Source organism: Microbispora sp. NBC_01389 (genome assembly GCF_045040095.1).
Taxonomy (GTDB): Bacteria; Actinomycetota; Actinomycetes; order Streptosporangiales; family Streptosporangiaceae; genus Microbispora.
Genome location: NZ_CP109552.1, coordinates 7,189,615 through 7,207,491, shown reverse-complemented (window position 1 = coordinate 7,207,491; position 17,877 = coordinate 7,189,615). Strand labels below are relative to the sequence as shown.

The 17,877-nt window shown below is 74.2% G+C and carries 17 protein-coding genes; 9 read left to right on the top strand and 8 right to left on the bottom strand.

Annotated elements, in window-relative coordinates:
• Positions 1-101 precede the first annotated feature (101 nt).
• Both OG344_RS31765 and OG344_RS31760 read right to left on the bottom strand, forming a co-directional pair.
• Positions 102-3,683 (bottom strand): BTAD domain-containing putative transcriptional regulator, encoded by a 3,582-nt coding sequence (locus OG344_RS31765; protein ID WP_405086246.1) that lies wholly within the window; start codon positions 3,681-3,683, stop codon positions 102-104.
• Positions 3,683-4,408 (bottom strand): hypothetical protein, encoded by a 726-nt coding sequence (locus tag OG344_RS31760; RefSeq protein WP_405086245.1) that lies wholly within the window; start codon positions 4,406-4,408, stop codon positions 3,683-3,685. Before OG344_RS31760 ends, OG344_RS31765 begins: the two co-directional genes overlap by 1 nt.
• A gap of 146 nt (positions 4,409-4,554) precedes the next feature.
• On the opposite strand from OG344_RS31760, the gene OG344_RS31755 reads away from it, so the two are divergent.
• Together OG344_RS31755 and OG344_RS31750 are read left to right on the top strand one after the other, a co-directional pair.
• Positions 4,555-5,931: an FAD-binding oxidoreductase gene (locus OG344_RS31755; protein WP_405086244.1), complete on the top strand. Its 1,377-nt coding sequence runs from the start codon at positions 4,555-4,557 to the stop codon at positions 5,929-5,931.
• A 107-nt stretch (positions 5,932-6,038) separates the two neighbouring features.
• Complete coding sequence (locus OG344_RS31750) at positions 6,039-6,557, top strand: hypothetical protein (protein WP_405086243.1); 519 nt, start codon at positions 6,039-6,041, stop codon at positions 6,555-6,557.
• Here OG344_RS31750 and OG344_RS31745 read toward each other — a convergent pair.
• Positions 6,548-7,456 carry an MOSC domain-containing protein gene (locus tag OG344_RS31745; protein ID WP_405086242.1) on the bottom strand — a complete coding sequence of 303 codons (909 nt, stop codon included), beginning with the start codon at positions 7,454-7,456 and terminating at the stop codon, positions 6,548-6,550. The genes OG344_RS31750 and OG344_RS31745 overlap by 10 nt on opposite strands.
• A gap of 233 nt (positions 7,457-7,689) precedes the next feature.
• On the bottom strand, positions 7,690-8,400 hold the full coding sequence (locus OG344_RS31740) for a Crp/Fnr family transcriptional regulator (protein ID WP_405086241.1): 711 nt from the start codon (positions 8,398-8,400) through the stop codon (positions 7,690-7,692).
• Positions 8,401-8,579: 179 nt separating this feature from the next.
• Between OG344_RS31740 and OG344_RS31735 the strand changes: the two genes are divergently transcribed.
• From OG344_RS31735 to OG344_RS31725, 3 genes are all read left to right on the top strand, one after another.
• Positions 8,580-9,320 carry a hypothetical protein gene (locus OG344_RS31735; RefSeq protein WP_405086240.1) on the top strand — a complete coding sequence of 247 codons (741 nt, stop codon included), beginning with the start codon at positions 8,580-8,582 and terminating at the stop codon, positions 9,318-9,320.
• A gap of 22 nt (positions 9,321-9,342) precedes the next feature.
• The gene (locus OG344_RS31730; protein WP_405086239.1) at positions 9,343-9,678 is read left to right on the top strand and encodes a hypothetical protein; all 336 of its coding nucleotides are present in this window, start codon (positions 9,343-9,345) and stop codon (positions 9,676-9,678) included.
• Positions 9,679-9,835: 157 nt separating this feature from the next.
• Positions 9,836-12,187, top strand: coding sequence for a S8 family serine peptidase (locus tag OG344_RS31725; RefSeq protein ID WP_405086238.1), 2,352 nt, complete (start codon positions 9,836-9,838; stop codon positions 12,185-12,187).
• A 345-nt stretch (positions 12,188-12,532) separates the two neighbouring features.
• On the opposite strand, the gene OG344_RS31720 is transcribed toward OG344_RS31725, so the two are convergent.
• Positions 12,533-12,946, bottom strand: coding sequence for a DUF1876 domain-containing protein (locus OG344_RS31720; protein WP_405086237.1), 414 nt, complete (start codon positions 12,944-12,946; stop codon positions 12,533-12,535).
• Here OG344_RS31720 and OG344_RS31715 point away from each other — a divergent pair.
• The gene (locus OG344_RS31715) at positions 12,945-13,799 is read left to right on the top strand and encodes a universal stress protein (RefSeq protein ID WP_405086236.1); all 855 of its coding nucleotides are present in this window, start codon (positions 12,945-12,947) and stop codon (positions 13,797-13,799) included. The two genes, OG344_RS31720 and OG344_RS31715, sit on opposite strands and share 2 nt — an antisense overlap.
• A 34-nt stretch (positions 13,800-13,833) precedes the next feature.
• On the opposite strand, the gene OG344_RS31710 is transcribed toward OG344_RS31715, so the two are convergent.
• Positions 13,834-14,268, bottom strand: a complete 435-nt coding sequence (locus tag OG344_RS31710; RefSeq protein ID WP_327046894.1) for an Hsp20/alpha crystallin family protein — start codon at positions 14,266-14,268, stop codon at positions 13,834-13,836.
• Positions 14,269-14,441: 173 nt separating this feature from the next.
• On the opposite strand from OG344_RS31710, the gene OG344_RS31705 reads away from it, so the two are divergent.
• The gene (locus tag OG344_RS31705; protein WP_405086235.1) at positions 14,442-14,840 is read left to right on the top strand and encodes a cupin domain-containing protein; all 399 of its coding nucleotides are present in this window, start codon (positions 14,442-14,444) and stop codon (positions 14,838-14,840) included.
• A 31-nt stretch (positions 14,841-14,871) separates the two neighbouring features.
• Here the strand turns inward: OG344_RS31705 and OG344_RS31700 are convergent, their stop codons facing one another.
• Both OG344_RS31700 and OG344_RS31695 read right to left on the bottom strand, forming a co-directional pair.
• Positions 14,872-15,414 carry a hypothetical protein gene (locus OG344_RS31700; RefSeq protein ID WP_405086234.1) on the bottom strand — a complete coding sequence of 181 codons (543 nt, stop codon included), beginning with the start codon at positions 15,412-15,414 and terminating at the stop codon, positions 14,872-14,874.
• Positions 15,415-15,584: 170 nt separating this feature from the next.
• Positions 15,585-15,875, bottom strand: a complete 291-nt coding sequence (locus OG344_RS31695; RefSeq protein ID WP_117408272.1) for a hypothetical protein — start codon at positions 15,873-15,875, stop codon at positions 15,585-15,587.
• Positions 15,876-16,026: 151 nt separating this feature from the next.
• On the opposite strand from OG344_RS31695, the gene ppgK reads away from it, so the two are divergent.
• Both ppgK and OG344_RS31685 read left to right on the top strand, forming a co-directional pair.
• Complete coding sequence (ppgK, locus tag OG344_RS31690; protein ID WP_327046889.1) at positions 16,027-16,764, top strand: polyphosphate--glucose phosphotransferase; 738 nt, start codon at positions 16,027-16,029, stop codon at positions 16,762-16,764.
• A gap of 351 nt (positions 16,765-17,115) precedes the next feature.
• Positions 17,116-17,799 carry a winged helix-turn-helix domain-containing protein gene (locus tag OG344_RS31685; RefSeq protein ID WP_405086233.1) on the top strand — a complete coding sequence of 228 codons (684 nt, stop codon included), beginning with the start codon at positions 17,116-17,118 and terminating at the stop codon, positions 17,797-17,799.
• Positions 17,800-17,877 lie beyond the last annotated feature (78 nt).

Sequence of the window (17,877 nt, the reverse complement as noted above, 5' to 3'; positions counted from 1 at the left end):
AGCCGTCGCGGCATCTCGACAACAGCGTGCCCGGCGCAGTTGCGAGCGTCCCGCAGCGGCACCCCGTCCGCGGCGGCCCCTGAACTGGGAACCAGCCGGGATCAGCCGCCCGAGATCTCCCGTACGAGCGCCTCGCTGCGGCGGACGAGATGGGGCAGGCCGAGCCGGCGGTGGGCCTCGCGCGCCGCCTCGGCGTGCGCGAGCGCGGCGGAGGCGTCGCCGGTCCGGTGCAGCAGCCCGGCGACCACGTCGTGGAGTGTTCCCCAGGTGACGCAGCCGGTGCCCATGATCACCAGCTCGTGGGCGGTGGGCCGCAGCTCCGCGAGCATGGCGTGGGGATCGGGACGGCCGAGCCGCGCGGCGACCAGACCCCACTGCCAGGCGACGAACTGCCACGCCCAGTCGCGCGGCCGGGCCGCGCCCCACCGGTCGATGAGGCGGTGGGCGAGGCCGATGTCGTCCGCCTGCAGGGCGGCCAGGACGGCCGTCGGCCGCGCGATGACGTTGGACTCGTCGCCCGCGGCCTCGACCAGATCCCGCAGCAGCGGACTCGGCCGATCCTGGCACCAGTCCACGAAGAACGCGTAGACCAGTTGCAGGACGTCCGGCCCCCAGAGGCTGGTCCGGCGGAAGCTGCCGGTGCCGAGGGCCACCAGGCGCTCCATCTCCGCCCAGTCGCCCGCCAGCATCGCCCGCCCGGCCGCGGCGTACGTCACCTGTGTCTCGATCTCCGGCATCCGCACCTCGGAGGTCAGCCGCAGGCAGCGGGCCAGTTCCGCGTCGTAGTCGGCGAGCAGGCCCGCCTTCAGGAACCCGGGCATGCGGTGCAGGCGGGCGATGATCTCGGTGGCCCGGGGGAGGCCCGGAAGGCCCAGCGTCTCCTCGGCCGCGCGGTAGCGCTCCTCCTCGTTCTCCGGTGTCCAGGCCGCGATGACGAAGTTGTTCAGCGTGCGTGCCAGCAACCGGGTGTCACCCGTACGGCGGGCCAGCTCCACGGCCTCCAGGGCGTGCCGGCGGCCCTCCCCGCGCCGCTCGCCGTAGTACAGCTCGACGGCGAGCGTGCCGAGCAGCTCCGCCCGGGTCCCGGCGGCCTCCGGGTCCAGCCGGGAGAGCTGGTCCTCCAGCACGGTCACCATGCGCTCGTCCACGACGCCGTACGAGCGCCAGTTCCACAGCGTGACGCCGCCGAAGACCGTGGCCGCCTCGATGACGGCCGCGTCGTCGCCGAGGGCGGTGGCGAGCGTCACGGCCTCGTCGAGCGCGCTCCGCGCGCCGTCCACGTCGCCGGTCACCCGCCGGGCCCGGCCGAGGCCGATCAGCAGCGAGCAGCGGGTGGCCGGGGGCCCGGCGGCGCAGGCGTCGAGCGCCTGCTCCCAGTAGAGGACGGCCTCGTCGTAGGCGAGTCGCGCGGTCGCCTGCCCGGCCGCCTCCACGGCGTACGCGACCGCTTTGCCGGAGTGGCCGACCCGGGCGGCCAGCGCGAAGTGGTGGGCCAGCGCGGGCAGCCGCGAGGCGGCCTCGCCCCATCGCAGGCTCTCGATCGCCTCGCCGACACGGCCGTGGAGCTGGGCGCGCTGCCTCCGGCTGAGCCCGGAGTACAGCGCCTCCTGCACCAGTGCGTGCGAGAAGCGGTAGTCCCAGCCGCCGTCCACCTCGACCAGCAGCCCGGTCGCGACGGCGGGTTCGAGCAGCATCATCACCCGGGAGCCGCCGATGCCGGTCGCGGTCTCCAGCACGTCGGCGTCGACGTCCCGGCCGATGACGGCGGCGGCGCGCAGCAGGGTCTGGGAGTCCTCCGGCAGCCGCGACACCCGCTGGTTGATCACGTCGCGTACGCCGTCGGGCACCGCGAGCGCCAGCACGTCCGCCGCGCCGACCCGGCCGCCGGTGTGGGTGCTGGTCAGCAGGCGCAGCAGCTCGCCGAGGAAGAACGGGTTCCCGCCGGTCCTGTCGTGCAGCGCGCGGGCGAGCTCGGGCCCGGAGCCGGCCCGGCCCGCCTCACGCAGGTAGTCGGCGATCTGCTCGGGAGTGAACGGCGCGACGCTCATCCGCTCGGTGCCGCGCTGGCGGGTCAGCTCGCCGAGCGCCTCGGTCAGCGCCTGCCTGCCCGTCGCGGGCTCGGGCCGTACGGTCGCGAGCACCAGCAGCGGAAGGCGGTGCAGGTCGGCGCCGAGGAAGGTGAGCAGCTTCAGCGACGCCGCGTCGGCCCAGTGGAGGTCCTCCACCACGACCAGGAGCGGGGTGGCGGCGGCCCGCCGTGCCAGCGCCCGCGCCACGGCGTCGTGCAGCAGGAACCGGGCGGTGTCGGGGTCGGCCGTGGTTGTCCGGTCGCCGTCCGTGTGGTCGCCGTCCGACAGGCGATGGGCGAGGCGGGTGAGGTCGCCGGCTGCCTCGCCGCCCGTCTCGCCGCCCGTCTCGCGGTCCGTCTCAAGGGCGTGCAGCGCCTGGATCCAGGGCCAGAACGCGGGAGCGCCGCTTCCCTCGACGCATCTGCTCCATGCGACCACGGCTCCGCGCCCGGCCGCCATCTCCGCGGCGGCCTCCGCGAGCCGGGTCTTGCCGATGCCGGACTCCCCGCTGACCAGGAACACTCCGCCCACGCCCCGGCGCAGGTCGCCGAGCCGTTCGGCGATCCGGCGCAGGTACGGCTCCCGCCCCACGAGGCCCGGCGTTCCGGAGCCCGGCGTTCCGGAGCCCGGCGTTCCGAGGTCCGGCGTTCCGAGGGCGGACGCGTCCGGGGCGCCGGGCGCGGCGTCGTCCCTGCCCGAAGAGACCGGCGTGTCCGGGATGTCCGCTGCGAGCCCGGCGAGCGGTGCCGGGCCCGAGGCCGCGGGCGGCCACGGGCCCGCCGGCGACTCGTCCTGGTGCAGGATCGCCTGCTCCAGCCGCCGCAGCTCCGGGCTCGGATCGAGCCCCAGTTCGTCGTCCAGCAGCGTACGGCAGCGCTGGTAGGCCGCCAGGGCCTCGGCCTGCCGGTGTTCCCGGTACAGGGCGCGCATGAGCAGCGCCCACAGCCCCTCGCGGTAGGGGTCCCGCTCCAGCAGGCGCTCGGCTTCGACCGCCACCTCGGCCGCCCGGCCCAGCGCGAGCCACGCCTCCGCCCGCACGGTCAGCGCGGAGAGCCGGGTCTCGGTCAACCGCGAGATCGTGGACCGGGCGAACGGCTCGTCGGCGAGGTCGGCCAGCGGTTCGCCGCGCCACAGGGCCAGCGCGGGCCGGAGGATCCGGTCGGCCTCCTCGGGACGGCCGGCGGCGAGGGCGGCGTGCGCGGCCTCGGCGGCCCGGGTGAACCGCTCGGCGTCGATCTGGTCAGGCTCGACGTCGAGCAGGTAGCCGGGTTCCCTGGTGCGCAGCACCTGGGCGGGCGAGCGCGGGCTGCGCCGCGGTTCGAGCGTCCTGCGCAGATGCGAGACGTACGCCTGGAGCGTTCCCGTGGCGCTGGAGGGCGGCTCGTCGCTCCACAGCCGGTCGATGAGCTGGTCGAGCGGCACGACGTGGGGCGCGTTCAGCAGCAGCAGCGCCAGCACGGCGCGTTGCTTGCGCGAGCCGAGGTCGAGGACGGTTCCCGCGGCGTCGGCCACCTCCACGGTGCCGAGAAGGCGGAAGTCCAGAGCGGAGTTCCACCGGTCGGCCCGGCCCGGGCGAGGTGCCGGTAATCGCCCGCCGTCGAGGCTCGTCCGCATCACAACTCCCGAACAAGCCACACGGCCCTAAGTCGGATTTCGGGCTCATCATACTCAGATGTCCGGTGATCCTCGCCAGCGAACACATGGCCGGTCCGCTCGATTCGCTCGGCGAAACCGGCGTCCTCCAACAGGGCCCGCATCGCGGCGTCCCCGAAGCCGGACCCGGGTCCGTCCCCAGTGCCGTCCCCAGTGCCGGCGTGGAAGACGACGGCCCGGATCCCGTCCGCGCGCAGTTCCATCAGCAGGTCGTCGAGCAGGCGGCGGACGAGCCCTCCGCCCAACGCGCCATCGCGGTCCGGCGGGGCGACGGTGAGGGCGCGCAACAGGGCCCAGCGCCCGTCGCCCGCCGTGTCGCCCACAGCGTCGCCCGCCGCGTCTCCCACAGCGTTGCCCGCCGTGTCGCTCCCGCCGGTCCGGGCGCGCGGGGGCTCCGCCGTCTCCAGCAGCGCGGCGGCGAGGGGCGCGGCGGCGGCCGGGCCGGCGAGGTCGGCCAGCACGTAGAGGCGGCAGCGCGCGGGCGGGACCTCCCGCAGGGCGAGCGGCAGCGCCGGGCCGAGGATCTCGGCGCCCGGCGCGCCCGCGTGCGCGGGCACCTCGCGCAGCAGCAGCGTGCTCGGCGGCGGAGGGCCCCCCTGCTCGCCGGGCCACAGCTCGCCGGGGCGCTGCTCGCCGGGACCCGGTTCGCCGGCGTACGGCGGCCGCTCGTTCGTTGGCGACGACATCGCCCCAGCGTGTGCGGGGGCTCTTGGACGTCTCTAGGAGTTCGCTTGGTCCGTCCCACCGGCCGGCCGCGCGGGCGGCGCAAGAACATCCCAAGCGGTGGCTGCGACAAATGTGACCGTCAATGACAGCGACATCGAGGACGGACATGGACAGCACCATCGAGGACGCACTCCGCGGGCAGGTCACCGGGCGGGTCCTGGTCCCGGGGCAGGACGGGTACGCCGAGGAGGCCGCGGGGTTCAACCTCGCCGTACGGCACCGGCCCGCGGTGATCGTGGCTGCGGAGGGCGCCGCCGACGTGGCCGCGGCCGTACGGTTCGCCGCCGCGCACGGACTGCCGGTGGCGGTCCAGTCGACCGGCCACGGAGCCGTGCAGGCGGCCGACGGCGCGCTGCTGATCAGCACCCGCGCGATGCGGGAGATCACGGTGGACGCCTCCGCCCGCACCGCCGTGATCGCGGCGGGCTGCACCTGGGGCGAGGTGATCGCCGCCGCCGCGCCGTACGGGCTGGCCCCGCTGTGCGGCTCGGCGACCGGCGTCGGCGTGGTGGGCTTCACGCTCGGGGGCGGCATCGGGCCGATCGCGCGGACCTTCGGCTTCGCCGCCGACCACGTGCGGGAGATCACCGTGGTGACCGGCGACGGCGTGGCCCGCACGGCCGGCCCCGAAAGCGAGCCGGACCTCTTCTGGGCGCTGCGCGGCGGCAAGGCCGGCTTCGGCGTCGTCACCTCGATCACCGTGGACCTGCTGCCGCTCACCCATCTCTACGGCGGCGGCCTGTTCTACGCGGCCGAGGACGCCGGGCGGGTCCTGCACGCCTACCGCACCTGGGTGGGCACGCTGCCCGAGGCCACCACGACCTCGGTCGCGCTGCTTCGCCTGCCTCCGCTGCCCGAGCTGCCGCCGCAGCTCAGCGGCAAGTTCGTCGTCCACCTGCGAGTCGCCCACGTGGGGGAGGGGCAGGAGGCCGAGGACCTGCTCGCGCCCATGCGGGCCGTGGCCGAGCCGGTGCTCCAGGCCGTCGGGCCCCTGCCGTACGCGGCGATCGACTCCATCCACCAGGACCCCGCCGGGCCGATGCCGGTCGCGGATCGGGGGGTGCTCCTGCGCGAGCTGACCGGGGAGACCGTGGAGGCGCTGCTGGCGGCGGCCGGGCCGGACGTGCCCGCGCCGCTCGCCCTCGTCGAGATCCGCCAGCTCGGCGGTGCGCTCGCCCGGGAGCCCAGGCTGCCGAACGCCGTGGGCGGGCGGGACGCCGGCTTCTCGCTGCTGGCGATCGGCGCGCCGGTGCCCGAGCTCATGGAGACGGCCGTCCCCGCCGCCGTACGGGCGGTGACCGAGGCCGCCGCGCCCTGGGGCACCGGCGGCACGCAGATCAACTTCCAGGGCGGCGCACTGGCTCCCGAGGAGATCTCGCGGGCCTGGCCGGCGGAGACGCTGCGGCGGCTGGCGAAGCTGCGGGAGGTCTACGACCCGGCGAACCTGTTCCGCTTCGGCCACGTCGTTCCCCGCGAGGGCTGACCACGTCCGTACGGCCGCCTCCCGCCTCTTGGCGACAAGCCGCATCAGTGCGGCCGTACGCCTGCTCGACGGCCCTTGACTGGAGGGAAACGACGAGGGGGACACAGATGCGCGGGCACAGGGACCGGCTCACTCCGGGCGAGGCACTCCAGGTGGCGCTGACGGCTGTCGGCGCCTTCCAGGGCTACGTGCAGCACGCCGACTCCAAGGTGGCCACGGTGACCACCGTGCACCTCGGTGCGGCAGCGGTGGCGGCCACGCAGATCGGGGTGCTCGCCGGTCTCCGGGCACCCGGCAGGCCGGTGCTGCTCGGCGTCGCCGCAGTGGTCCTTCTCGCGCTCTACGCGGCGGGGTTCTTCGTCGCGGGTTACCACCTCGTCCAGGGCCTGCGGCCCAGGCTCGGCGGGCCGGCGGGCCCGAACAGGTTCGGCCTGGCGGGCGGCGAGCCCGGGTCGTCGCCGCCGGCGAACGTGACGCGGCAGGAACAGGAGGCCTGGCTGCTGGCGGGCAGGCTCGCCGAGCTGAGCCGGGACAAGCACCTCAGGGTGGGACGGGCACTGCCCTGGACGGCGCTCATGCTCGTCGCCACCCTGCTGTGGCTGGCGCTCGGAGGTCTTTACGGCTGACCGGAGCCATCCGGCGGCGACCCGGCCTTCCCGATCGGCTCGCTCCCGCCTCGCCGGCCGATCACCGGCCCCGCGGCGGCGAAGGCGGGCCTGAGGCGCCCGCCCTGGACCGGCCGGACTTCGTCGCCGACTCTCAGCTCGCCGAGGTTCCTGGGCGCCAGGCGGATGCCGAACCAGGTCTTCCCGTCCCAGCGGCGGTGTCTGGCCAGGGTTCTCAGGGGCTCCTTGCCGCGCTCCTGAGTGGCCGGGTCCCAGATGGTGGCGGCGCAGCGGTCGCACGACACCGAGACGCGGAAGTCGATCTCGCCGATGCGGACCGACGTCCAGGCGTCCTCCGCGAAGGGCTCCGCGCCGTCGACGACGAGGTTGGGCCGGAAGCGGGCGACGTCGAGGGGGGCCGGAGGATGCTCCCCGCGTTCCACGGCGCCTTCGGCGATCCAGTCGTCCAGGCGCCGGAGCGAACCGGTGGAGACGAGATGGAGGGGTCCATCCCAGAGGCCGCCGGACACCTCGGTGACCGTCCGGCGTCCGGGGTCGTCCAGCCAGACCAGGCGGGCGGGCCTGCCGAGCAGGCGGGTGAACCATTCGTGGGCGTCGGCGTGGGCGAGCACGGCCCGGTCGAGGGCGGAGCAACCCAGCGCGATCGTGTCGCCGGCGGCGGGGGGAACCGTGAGTTCGCCCATGCCCCGCGCCGAGAGGCGGAGGCCGCCTTCGGGGGTCTCGGCGGCCGAGACGGAGAGGAGCCGGGGGTGCTCGCCCACCCAGATCAGTTCACCCAGCGGGTCCACCACGCCCCAGCGGCGGTCGCCTTCCAGACCCCAGGGGAGGACGCCGGCGGAGAGGCGGGGAACGCCCTTGCCGGACTTGATGGGGTAGGTGCGGATCTCCGCGAGTTCCATTGCGCAAGAATAAGAGAAAGCGCTCTCTCGGGGTATGGGGCCGCGTTCACGGGGCGTCCGGAACGGGGTCCCGGGCCCTTTCGGATATGCGTTTCGCCTGTTCTTCGACAAGGTGGCCTGGCCCGTTCGTGAAGCCTCGCAGCGGTTTGGGGTGAAAGACTCATCGCGGGCTCCGACGAAGCCGGCTCGCACCTTCACCGGCACGCGTCCCGCGGGATTGCCGGCAGCGTCTTTCAGCCGGCCGGCCGGAGGCTCAGGCCGGCGAACGCGGTCAGGCCTTCCATGTCCCGGACGACCACGCCGCGGTGGCGCTGCAGGACGAGCTCCCGGGCGGTCAGGTCGTGCATCGCCTTCTGCACCGTACGTTCCCTGATCCCGACCAGCTCTCCCAGCTCGGCCTGGGTGACGGGCACGCCGACGTCGACGCCCTCCCGGTGGGGTCTCCCGTGCCGTACGGCCAGGTCGACCAGGACGCGGGCCAGGCGGACGTCGGCCTCGTATCCGGCGAAGTCGAGCCGCCGGCGGTTGGCGAAGCGCAGCCGGTCCATCGTGACCCGGCTGAGGGCGGCCGCGACCTCGGGAGCGCGGGCGAGATGAGCCGTGAAGACGGGCCCCTTCACAACACAGACGAGTGATCGTCCGCAGGTCGTCACCGTCGCCGTGCGCGGGCAGTCGCCGAAGGCGGCCGTCTCGCCGACGACGTCACCGGACGCCCGGATCGACAGCAGCGTCCGGGACCCGTTCTCGGCGAGAGCCGTGACCTTCACCAACGCGTCGAGCAGCAGGTAGACCGCGTGGCCCGGGTCGCCCTCGCGGACGAGGACGTGCCGGCCCGGACAGGTCACCGGAGAGCCGAGGCGGAGGAGATCCTCCCGCGCGGCCTCCGGGAGCCGGTCGAGCAACGATCCGGGCGACCACGGCCGTCGCCCGCTCCTCCGCGTCACGTGGGCACCCCCAAACGAAGTATGACCGGCGGGGGGCTCCATGTCACCGGGTCCCGGCCGGGCCGAACGCCAAGACGCCCTTAGTCAGTCATTACGCTCATAACGTTGTGAAGCCGATCCGTCACGCGATGTAATCACATCGGCGATGGGCCGGACCTACTGGCTCCGAAGGAGTGACTATGACGTTCACAGCTATGCACCCCGCGTCCATGGCGACCACGCTGGGCTACGGCTCCCAGCACCAGATCACGCCGCTGCAGCTCGCCCAGCAGGTTCCGGGGCTGCAGCAGCAGGTGTCGCCCCTGGCGCTGATCCAGCAGGAGGAGCAGATCCTCCCGCAGGAGCACCTGGTGAGCCCGGTGACCTTCTGGACCAAGGTCGCCAGGCACAGCGTCCGCTACGGCGCTCCCGCCGCCCGCCAGATGCTGGAGAGCGTGCTCTACCAGCACCAGGCGCAGCAGCAGATCCAGGCCCAGATCCAGCAGCAGCAGGTGCAGCAGCAGATCCAGGCCCAGATCCAGCAGCAGCTTCAGCAGCAGATCCAGCAGCAGGCTCTGCCGCCTCAGGTGCTGCAGGCGCTGCAGGCCATCCAGGCCCAGGCCCTGCAGGTCCCGCAGGTCCCGCAGGCCGCCTACGCTCACCCGTACGCGCAGGCGTACGCGGCCCAGGCGTACGCCCAGCCCTACGCGGCCCAGGCGTACGCGCAGCCCTACGCGGCCCAGGCGTACGCGCAGCAGCCCGGCCAGCAGGTCCCGCAGCTCGGTGGCCAGGCCGTCCTGCCCCAGCACGTCCAGGCGGCGTACGGGCAGCAGGGCCCGCTGACGATGCAGCCGCTGAACCAGGCGTACGGCCAGCTCCACCAGCAGGCCGCACAGCAGGTCCCGGCGCAGGTCCCGGCCCCGGCCGGTGCCGGACTCTGAGCGGAGGAACACCGTGGAGTCGATGGGTCCCGGGATGGGTGTCCCCGGAATGGGTCCCGGCGTGGGTCCCGGGACGGGTTCGCCGACGCCCCCGGCCACGGGAGTGACGGCGGGGCAGCCGGCGCCGGCGGCGCACCTGCAGGCGCACCTGCAGGCGCACTGTGCCGTGACGCTCCAGCGGCTGTACGAATGGCTGCAGACGTCGATCCCGCAGGCGCCTCAGGTCGCGGGGGTCATCCCGCTGCTGGTGCAGGCGGTGCAGCTGTACCGGGCCGGGCGGTACGAGGCGTGCCTGGCACAGATCCAGTACGCGCTCGGCGTCGTCGCCCCCGGACGGCCCATGGTTCCACTGCTGTGACGTGATCACCTCGGTGGCCCGGACCGGTCGGCGGCCGGTCCGGGCCCCCGCCGTCCCGAGACCGGCGAACCGTGATGCGTGATGACAGAGCCTGAACTGCCGGCCACGCCGCGCGCGGCCGGTGACACCAGTCTGAGCTGGGGAGAGTCGAGCCGTTGTGACCACTAACGACAAGCCCAAGGACGCAATCGGGGAGCCGCGCCCGGCGACCCCACGGGGGCGGCAGGCGTCGCGCCAGGCGCCGCGGCCGGTGGAGCCCCGGCCGCGGCGCTACATGGTGGCGGCGTTGCCGCAGCCGGACCCGGCGGCGCCGGGAGCCGCCGCGCCGGCGTACGACGACGACACGGTGCGCAGGCTGCTGGAGGACGACCCCGAGGTGCGCGTGCTGCGCCGCGTACGAGGACGGGCGGCGGGATACCCGGGGGCCGCGGTCCCGGGGTTCCCCGCCGTGGTCGTGGCGGAGACGACCCCGGAGCACGTCGAGGCGCTGCGCCGCCAGTATCCGCAGCTGCACGTCGAGCGCGACCGGCTGCTGACCTACAGCGAGGTGCCGCGGCCACCGCGCCGGCGGCGGCCCGCCCCGGTGGTGGCGCCGCCCGGCCTGGAGAGCACGTTCGCCGTCCTGGTCAGGGACGCGGACGGCACGCCGCTGCCGGGCGCGAGCGTCCTGGTGACCGGGCACGGCTGGCCGGGCCAGGCGGTCACGGGAGCCGACGGGCGCGCCGTGGTCACGATGGCGGGGGAGACGCCCGAGTCGATCACCGGGCTGACGGTCCGGCCGCGCTCGGGCTACTGGAGCGTGCACGTCGAGCGCCCCGCCCTGTCGACCACCCGGGACAACCTCGTCGAGCCGGTGCGCCTGGCCGAGACCTTCGGCGGCTTCCCGGACCGGCAGGTCTTCGGCTGGGGCCAGCAGGCGATGAACCTCGACCGGCTGCCCCCCACGCTGCGGGGCGCGGGGATCAGGATCGCCATCGTCGACTCCGGGGCCGACATCCGCCACCCGGACCTGCGCGAGCGCGTACGCGCCGGGATCGACCTGGTCGACGCCGAGCCCGAGGGATGGACGGCCGACACGGCCCACCACGGCTCCCACTGCGCGGCCGTCATCTCGGGCGCGGACGACGGCCGGGGCATCGTGGGCTTCGCCGTCGAGGCCGAGGTGCACGCGTGCAAGATATTCCCGGGCGGGCGGTTCAGCGACCTCATCGAGGCGCTCGACTACTGCGTCGAGCAGGGCGTCGACGTCGTCAACCTGAGCCTCGCGAGCAGGCACCACTCCCCGCTGGTCGCCGCCAAGATCGAGCAAGCCCGGGAGGCGGGGGTGGCCTGCGTGGTGGCCGCGGGCAACGACGGGGGACCGGTCGCCTTCCCCGGCACCCTGCCCGGCGTGCTGACCGTCGCCGCCGTCGGCAAGGCCGACGCGTTCCCGCCCGGCACCGCGCACGAGGCCGAGATCGACGGTCCCGTCACCGGTGACGGTTACTTCTCACCCCGCTTCACCTGCCGTGGGCCCGAGATCGACGTCTGCGCTCCGGGCGTCGCCGTCCTGTCGGCCGTGCCTCCGGACGCGTACGCCGTCCTGGACGGCACCTCGATGGCCGCGCCGCACGTCGCCGGCCTCGCGGCGCTCGTGCTCGCCCATCACGGCGACTTCCGCGCCGCCTACGCCGGTCGGGACGCGCGGCGGGTCGACCGCCTCTTCCAGATCATCAGGTCGAGTTGCGTGCCGCTGAACCTCGGGGACGTCCACCGTACCGGCGCCGGGATGCCGAACGCCCTGCGCGCCCTCGCGCCCGCTCTCGCGCAGATCACGCCAGAGCCGGCCGGGACGGACCCGCTGCTCGGTCGTCTCGCCGCCGAGATGACGGAGGCCGGGCTGCTCGCGCCCGCCGGACAGGGCGGCCGATCCGGGCATCCCGCTTATCCAGGGCAGACCGGTCAGGCGGGTCCGGGGGCGCAGCACGGCCTCGCGGGGCAGGCCGCGTACGCCGTGGGCGGCACGGCGAACGGGCCCATGTCCGGAGGCTCCCTTCCGGGCGGGCTCATCCCCGGCGGCACCCGCGGGGACGCCAAAGGCGGCGTCTCCGGCTTGGACCCGCGCGGCGGAGCCGGAGGCGGAGGCTCCCCGGGCAGGCGCGGGAGCGGCTCGTCCGATGGTCCGTCCGGTGGCCCCTCCGGTGCTCCGTCCGGTGGTCAGTCCGCCACCCGGTCGTACGCCACCGGTTCGACGGGATCGGGCCGGGCGCAGGGCGCCCGCGGCGGGGCCGGTGAGGCGGCGCCGGCGGTGGACGTCACGACCGGCGGCGGCGCGCGGACGGCGAACGGCTCGCCCCCGGCCGCGACGGGCTCATCGATCGGCTCACCGATCGGTTCACCGACTGGCCCGCCGATGGGGCCATCGGTGATCCCGGGGACGGGCACGCCGGTCGGCGCCGCGCCGTACGAGCAGGCCGCCCTGGCCTGGCTGACCGAGGAGATGCGCGCCGCCGGGCTGATCCTGGGCTGACCGTGACCCGATCTGACCGTGACCCGATCTGACCGTGACCCGATCTGACCGTGGGTCGAGCGGGCTGACCGTGGTTTGGCGGGACTGCTGGGGGACGGCAGGTGAGGAGACCCCGGCCCGGGCGCGGGGCCGGGGCGCCGGCGGCGACCCGCCTCAGCAGGGCCCGGCGGGACCCCGGCAGGACCGAGGAGGGCCCAAGGGCCGGCAGGCTCTCCCGACAGGCCCCCGGCAGCCCCTCACCTCGGCGGGACTCTCAGCGGGATCTCTCGGTAGGGCCGGATACGGGCAGGACCTCTGGGCCCGGCAACGCCTCGGCGGGACCTCTCGGCAGGGCCTGGCGGGACCTCAGTAGGACTCGTACGCGGGCCCGGCCAGCTGGGCCACGTCCTCGGCTCCGTCGCCGATCAGTTTTGACCCCAGGTCGGCCAGCGCGCGCCCGGCCGCCAGCTCGTCGCCGATCTCCGGCACCGGCCTGTCGGCCGGGTTGCGGCGGGCCCGGCCCACGCTCTCGTGCCGCCGCCCGGAGGGCGTGTAGAGCACGGCGGTCGCCGTGGTGACGTCGTCCTCGTCGTCCTCGTTCACGAATATCTCGACGGTCCAGCGCTTCGATTCCATGCGGACCACCTCCCAGGAGTCCAGCATCCCTCTGTGCCCGTACGGCCCCGGCACCCACCCCGTCGTGGGGACCACGCGGCCCTGAAGCGCCTCCCCCGGCGGTGGTCCCACCGTCGAGGAGGCGGCCGAGGAAGGAGCGCCCATGCCCGGCCAGATCGTCGTCGGCACCGACGGCTCGCCCGCCGCGACGGCCGCCGTGCGGTGGGGCGCGGACGACGCCGCCCGCCGCGGCTGCCCGCTCCGCCTCGTCTCGGTCGTGGACCACTGGGCGTACGGGATACCGAAGTTCCCCACCTCGGGCGGCGATCCGCTGATCCGGCACGCCGAGCGGGCGCTCGCCGCCGCCGCGGCCGTGGTGCGCGAGCACCGGCCGGACGTGCCGATCAGCGCGGAGATCGTCGAAGGCATCCCGGCCCGCACGCTGCGGGACAGGGGGAAGGAGGCCACCGAGATCGTCCTGGGCAGCAGGGGGCTCGGCGGCTTCGCCGGCATCGTCGTCGGGTCGGTCAGCTCCCACGTCGCCGGGCAGGCCGCCTGCCCGGTCGTCGTCGTACGGCCGGGCTGGTCCGGAGGCCGCGGCGAGATCGTCGTGGGGGTGGACGACTCGCCCGAATGCGATCCGGCCCTGGCGTACGCCTTCGAGCAGGCGAGGCTGCACGGCTGCGGCCTGCGGGCGGTGCACGCGTGGCGGCTTCCGGCCCACCCGCTCGCCCCCGAGATCACCTACGACGTGGAGGAGGTGCGCGAGGCCGGCAGGCGCGTGCCCGAGGAGAAGCTGGCGGGCCCGCGCCGCAAGTATCCGGACGTGGCGGTGCGCGAGGAGAGCGTCTACGGTCACCCCGTCGACGCGCTCATTCAGGCGTCGCGCACCGCCGGCCTGCTCGTGGTCGGCTCGCGCGGCCGTGGCGCGCTGGGGTCGGCGATGCTCGGCTCGGTCAGCCGGGGCGTTCTGCACCATGCCGACTGCCCCGTCGCCGTCGTACGGCCGCCGTGCTGAACCGTGTCCCGCGGGCCTGACACACCCGGACGGGTCAGTCTTTCCCCTGTCCTTCCGGCCGCTCGATCGGGATGCGCCTGCGCTCCTCCCGCTCCTCGGCGAGCCGTACGCTCACCTCAAGGATGCCCTTGTCATAGGTGGCCTTCACGTCGTTCTCATCCACGTTCGGGGGCAGCACGATGGACCGGGTGAAGGTCCCGTACCGGAACTCGGTCCGGTGCCCCTGCCGCTCCTCGTGGCGCCTTTCGGCGTGGATGGTCAGGACTCCGCTCGACACACTGATCTCGACGTCCTTCTCCGGGTCGATGCCGGGCAGTTCCGCCCGCAGCACGTACCGGCCGTCCCTGACGTAGTCCTCCAGCCGCATCTGCTGGCCGGCCATCGGCCTCATCGCGGCCAGCGGCGCCTCCAGCAGGTCGAACAGGTCGGGCACGAGGCCCCGGGACTCCCGCCGCATCGGAACGCTCATGGCTGTCACCTCCATTCGGCAGAACTCATCAAGAAAGACGTACCCAGGCATGAATCGGACAAATCGCCATGGCTGGGTGGTGCCGCCTGATGCAGGATGGTGATCGTGATGCCGGCAGGGCCGAGGCACGGCTTCGGCATGGCTCGACCGGCCCGCGGCGAAGGGAGTGCGCGTTGAGGTTCGTACGGGAAGGCGACATGAAGGCCACCCGGCCGGGACCGGACAGGTTCACCGACGGCGTGTGGGAGGCGGAGGCGCTGGAGACGGTGCGGCCGGACGGCCTGAGCGCCCAGCGCTTCTCCTACGCCCCGCAGGCCCGCTCGGGCTGGCACACCCACGAGGGGGAGCAGGCGCTGCACGTGCTGTCGGGACGCGGGGTGGTGGTGCGCTGGGGCGAGACCGAGGGCACGCCCATCGGGCCGGGCGACTGGGTCCACGTGCAGCCGGGCGAGAAGCACTGGCACGGCGCGGCCGCCGACGACACGCTGGTGCACATCGCCGTCACGGCGAGCGGCAAGACCCACTGGCACGGCCCGGTGACCGACGAGGAGTACCACGCCGGCCTGGGCTGATCGGCGACCGGGCCGCCCGGCCACGACGCCCTCAGCCGGTGACGATGACGAGGCAGGCCCGGGAGCGCACGTCGTGGCGGGCGTAGTACCGATCCTCCTGCTCGGCCCAGCGCCGCCAGTGCGGCGCGTACGTTTCGCCGTCGCGGGCGAGCGCCCGCGCCCGGCGGACCTCCTCGGCGGCCTCCAGCCAGACCAGCCCGCTGAGGTACGGCCCGGCCTCGCGGGCGCCGCAGCCCACGCCTTCGATCACGAGGGTGTCCGCCTCGGCGATCTCGTGCCATTCCGCGTACTCGCCACGTGCCCAGTCGTAGCGGCGCCAGCGTGCCGGGCGGCCGAGGCCGAGCGGCCGCAGCACCCACTCCAGCAGGGCGTCCACCCCGGCCTGCAGGCCGTCCCAGCCGTCGTACAGGTCGTCCATGCGGACGACCGGCGCGGCGAGCGCCGCGGCCACGGCGGCGGCCAGCGTCGACTTGCCCGCACCCGAGCGCCCCTCGACGGCCAGGACGCGGGTGCCGCCCGCGCGCGGGGGCCGCGTGCGCAGCCGGCGCGCGACGGCGGCGGCATCCGGTGTCACGCGCACCGAGCCTAACGAACCGGCCGAGTACGGCCGGCGCCCCTCCGCTCATCCACGGAGGGGGCTGACCCCCGCCACGGCCAGGCCGAGCAGCCGGACGGCCTCGGCGGCGGCGTCCCGGAGGGGCCGTCCGCTCCCTCCGGGACGCTCGCGGAGCTCCCGGCCGAGTGCTAGACGCCTGCGCGGGTAGGGCGGCGGATGTCGCTGCTCTGCTCCTGCCACTCGGGGGTCTCGCGCCCCTTCTCCTCGGACATCTCCTCAAGCTGCAGGGCGATGCCCATCGCGAAGAAGGTCGGGGCCCACTCGCCGACGAACAGCGCCCAGCGGTCCGCGCGTTCGATGCCCGCCTGCTCGTATTTGTTCGAGATGATCCAGGAGGCGATCGACATGCCGATCGACCCGAACGCCGCGCCGTACATCATGTTGGAGCGGAGCCCTATTTTGTGAAGCGTCTTGATCATGGTGTCCCCCTTGTGGTGGTTTGCCCCCATTTGTGGGCTACCCGGCCTCTTCTGACGTAACCCGCCGCACCCGCGACGGCGTGCGATACTCGCCACCGCGCATGAGGAGAGGCCGGCGGGGTAGCCGTGAAGCCGGACCGGGAGGGAAGTCATGGAAGTTCTGGGCATCGACATCGGCGGCTCGGGGATCAAGGGCGCCACCGTGGACACGCTCACCGGGACGCTCACCCGCGAGCGCCTGCGCGTCCCGACACCGCGCCCCTCCTCGCCGGGGGCCGTCGCCGCGGCGGTGCAGGTGATCGTGGACCACTTCTCCTGGACCGGCCCGATCGGCGTCACCTTCCCCGGGGTGGTCCTCGACGGCGTCATTCGTACGGCCGCCAACGTGGACAAGTCGTGGATCGGAGTGAAGGGCGCCGACCTGTTCGGCGACCAATCGGTCGTTCTCAACGACGCCGACGCGGCCGGGGTCGCCGAGATGACGTTCGGCGCGGGGCGGGGCAGGCCCGGGGTGGTCCTGATGCTGACCTTCGGCACCGGGATCGGCAGCGCGCTGTTCGTGGACGGCCGGCTGGTGCCCAACACCGAGTTCGGCCACATCGAGATTCGCGGCAAGGAGGCCGAGCACCGCGCCTCCGACCGGGTGCGCGAGGAGGAGGATCTCGACTGGGGCAAGTGGGCCGAGCGCGTCGAGGAGTACCTCGCGCACATGCGCGACCTGCTGTCTCCCACCCTGATCGTCGTCGGAGGGGGCGTGAGCAAGAAGGCGGAGAAGTTCCTGCCGCACGTCCACCTGGGGGACACCCCCGTGGTGCCGGCCGTGCTGCTGAACGAGGCCGGGATCATCGGCGCCGCGATGGCCGCGGCGGGGGCCGCGCGCCTGCCCTGAGTCCGCCTGTCTTGGGTCCGCCTGCCCCCAGTTCGGCGTGCCCCGAGTTCGCCTGTCTTGGGTCCGCCTGCCCCGGGTCGGCCTTCTCTGTGCCGGCTTGATCCTGAACGATAGATCTCCCTTATTCCTACCTGGACAGCGGGTAATCTCGCTGTCATGATTGACTCATGAGCTCCTCGGGCGGGTTGACCCAGCGCCGGCACATCGACCTGCTGCGCGTCTGCGCCGCCGCCTGTTGACCACCTGCCGGCGACTCGCCGGCGTCCGGCCGGCGACCGTGGTCACCACCATCCCGTAAGACAGGCATTCCGTACGCGACAGGCCCTTACGTGACAGGCGAGGAGAAACGACATGTCCCACCAGAATGTGATCGAATCCGGCGTGCGTGGGTACGAGCACGGCCACGAGCCCCCCGACCCCGGGCAGGGCTCCGTGCTCGGCGTGCTTCCCGTGCCGGGCACCGGGGCCGCGCTGATGATCGTGGGCTATCTCGTGCCCGCGGACAGCTCTCTGGACGTACCGGCCCGGACGCCCCGTCCGGCCGCCGCCGAGGAGAGTGACGCGGTGAGCGGGGCGGCCCGGGCGGCCGTCGAGTTCGCGGGGTCCGCCATCGCGGGCAGCCCGTCGTGCACCGGATCCGACATCGCGGGCATGCCGCCGTCCGCCGGTTCCTCCGGGGCGCCGGCCACGCGCGAGCGGCCATCCGGACCGGCGTGGCACGAGCTTTCCGCCGCGTCCTTCGCGGAGGAGGACCTGGTCCTGGACCGGACCGCGCGGGTGGCCCGCAGCGGCGGCGAGGAGATCGAGCTCACCTACCGGGAGTTCGAGCTCCTCGACTATCTCACCGCCGCGCCGGGCCGGGTCTACAACCGCCGCCAGCTCATGGCGGCCGTCTGGGACCGGTACGACGAGGAGGGCGGGCGCACGGTCGACGTACACGTGCTGAGGCTGCGCCGCAAGCTCGGCAGGTACGCGGGCCGGATCGTCACCGTCCGGAACGTGGGATACAAGTACCAGCCCCCGCGCCGCCACTGAGGCCGCCGTCTGAGGCCGCTGTGTGGGGCCGCCGTCCGGGGCGTCCGTCGTCGGCGCCGCGACGACCGGGCACGGCCC

Bases quoted from the DNA above. Each gene is read 5' to 3' on its own strand.
- OG344_RS31765 (WP_405086246.1), bottom strand. From the start codon at position 3,683: ATGCGGACGAGCCTCGACGGCGGGCGATTACCGGCACCTCGCCCGGGC.
- OG344_RS31760 (WP_405086245.1), bottom strand. From the start codon at position 4,408: ATGTCGTCGCCAACGAACGAGCGGCCGCCGTACGCCGGCGAACCGGGT.
- OG344_RS31755 (WP_405086244.1), top strand. From the start codon at position 4,555: ATGGACAGCACCATCGAGGACGCACTCCGCGGGCAGGTCACCGGGCGG.
- OG344_RS31750 (WP_405086243.1), top strand. From the start codon at position 6,039: ATGCGCGGGCACAGGGACCGGCTCACTCCGGGCGAGGCACTCCAGGTG.
- OG344_RS31745 (WP_405086242.1), bottom strand. From the start codon at position 7,456: ATGGAACTCGCGGAGATCCGCACCTACCCCATCAAGTCCGGCAAGGGC.
- OG344_RS31735 (WP_405086240.1), top strand. From the start codon at position 8,580: ATGACGTTCACAGCTATGCACCCCGCGTCCATGGCGACCACGCTGGGC.
- OG344_RS31730 (WP_405086239.1), top strand. From the start codon at position 9,343: ATGGGTCCCGGGATGGGTGTCCCCGGAATGGGTCCCGGCGTGGGTCCC.
- OG344_RS31715 (WP_405086236.1), top strand. From the start codon at position 12,945: ATGCCCGGCCAGATCGTCGTCGGCACCGACGGCTCGCCCGCCGCGACG.
- OG344_RS31720 (WP_405086237.1), bottom strand. From the start codon at position 12,946: ATGGGCGCTCCTTCCTCGGCCGCCTCCTCGACGGTGGGACCACCGCCG.
- OG344_RS31710 (WP_327046894.1), bottom strand. From the start codon at position 14,268: ATGAGCGTTCCGATGCGGCGGGAGTCCCGGGGCCTCGTGCCCGACCTG.
- OG344_RS31695 (WP_117408272.1), bottom strand. From the start codon at position 15,875: ATGATCAAGACGCTTCACAAAATAGGGCTCCGCTCCAACATGATGTAC.
- ppgK (WP_327046889.1), top strand. From the start codon at position 16,027: ATGGAAGTTCTGGGCATCGACATCGGCGGCTCGGGGATCAAGGGCGCC.
- OG344_RS31685 (WP_405086233.1), top strand. From the start codon at position 17,116: ATGTCCCACCAGAATGTGATCGAATCCGGCGTGCGTGGGTACGAGCAC.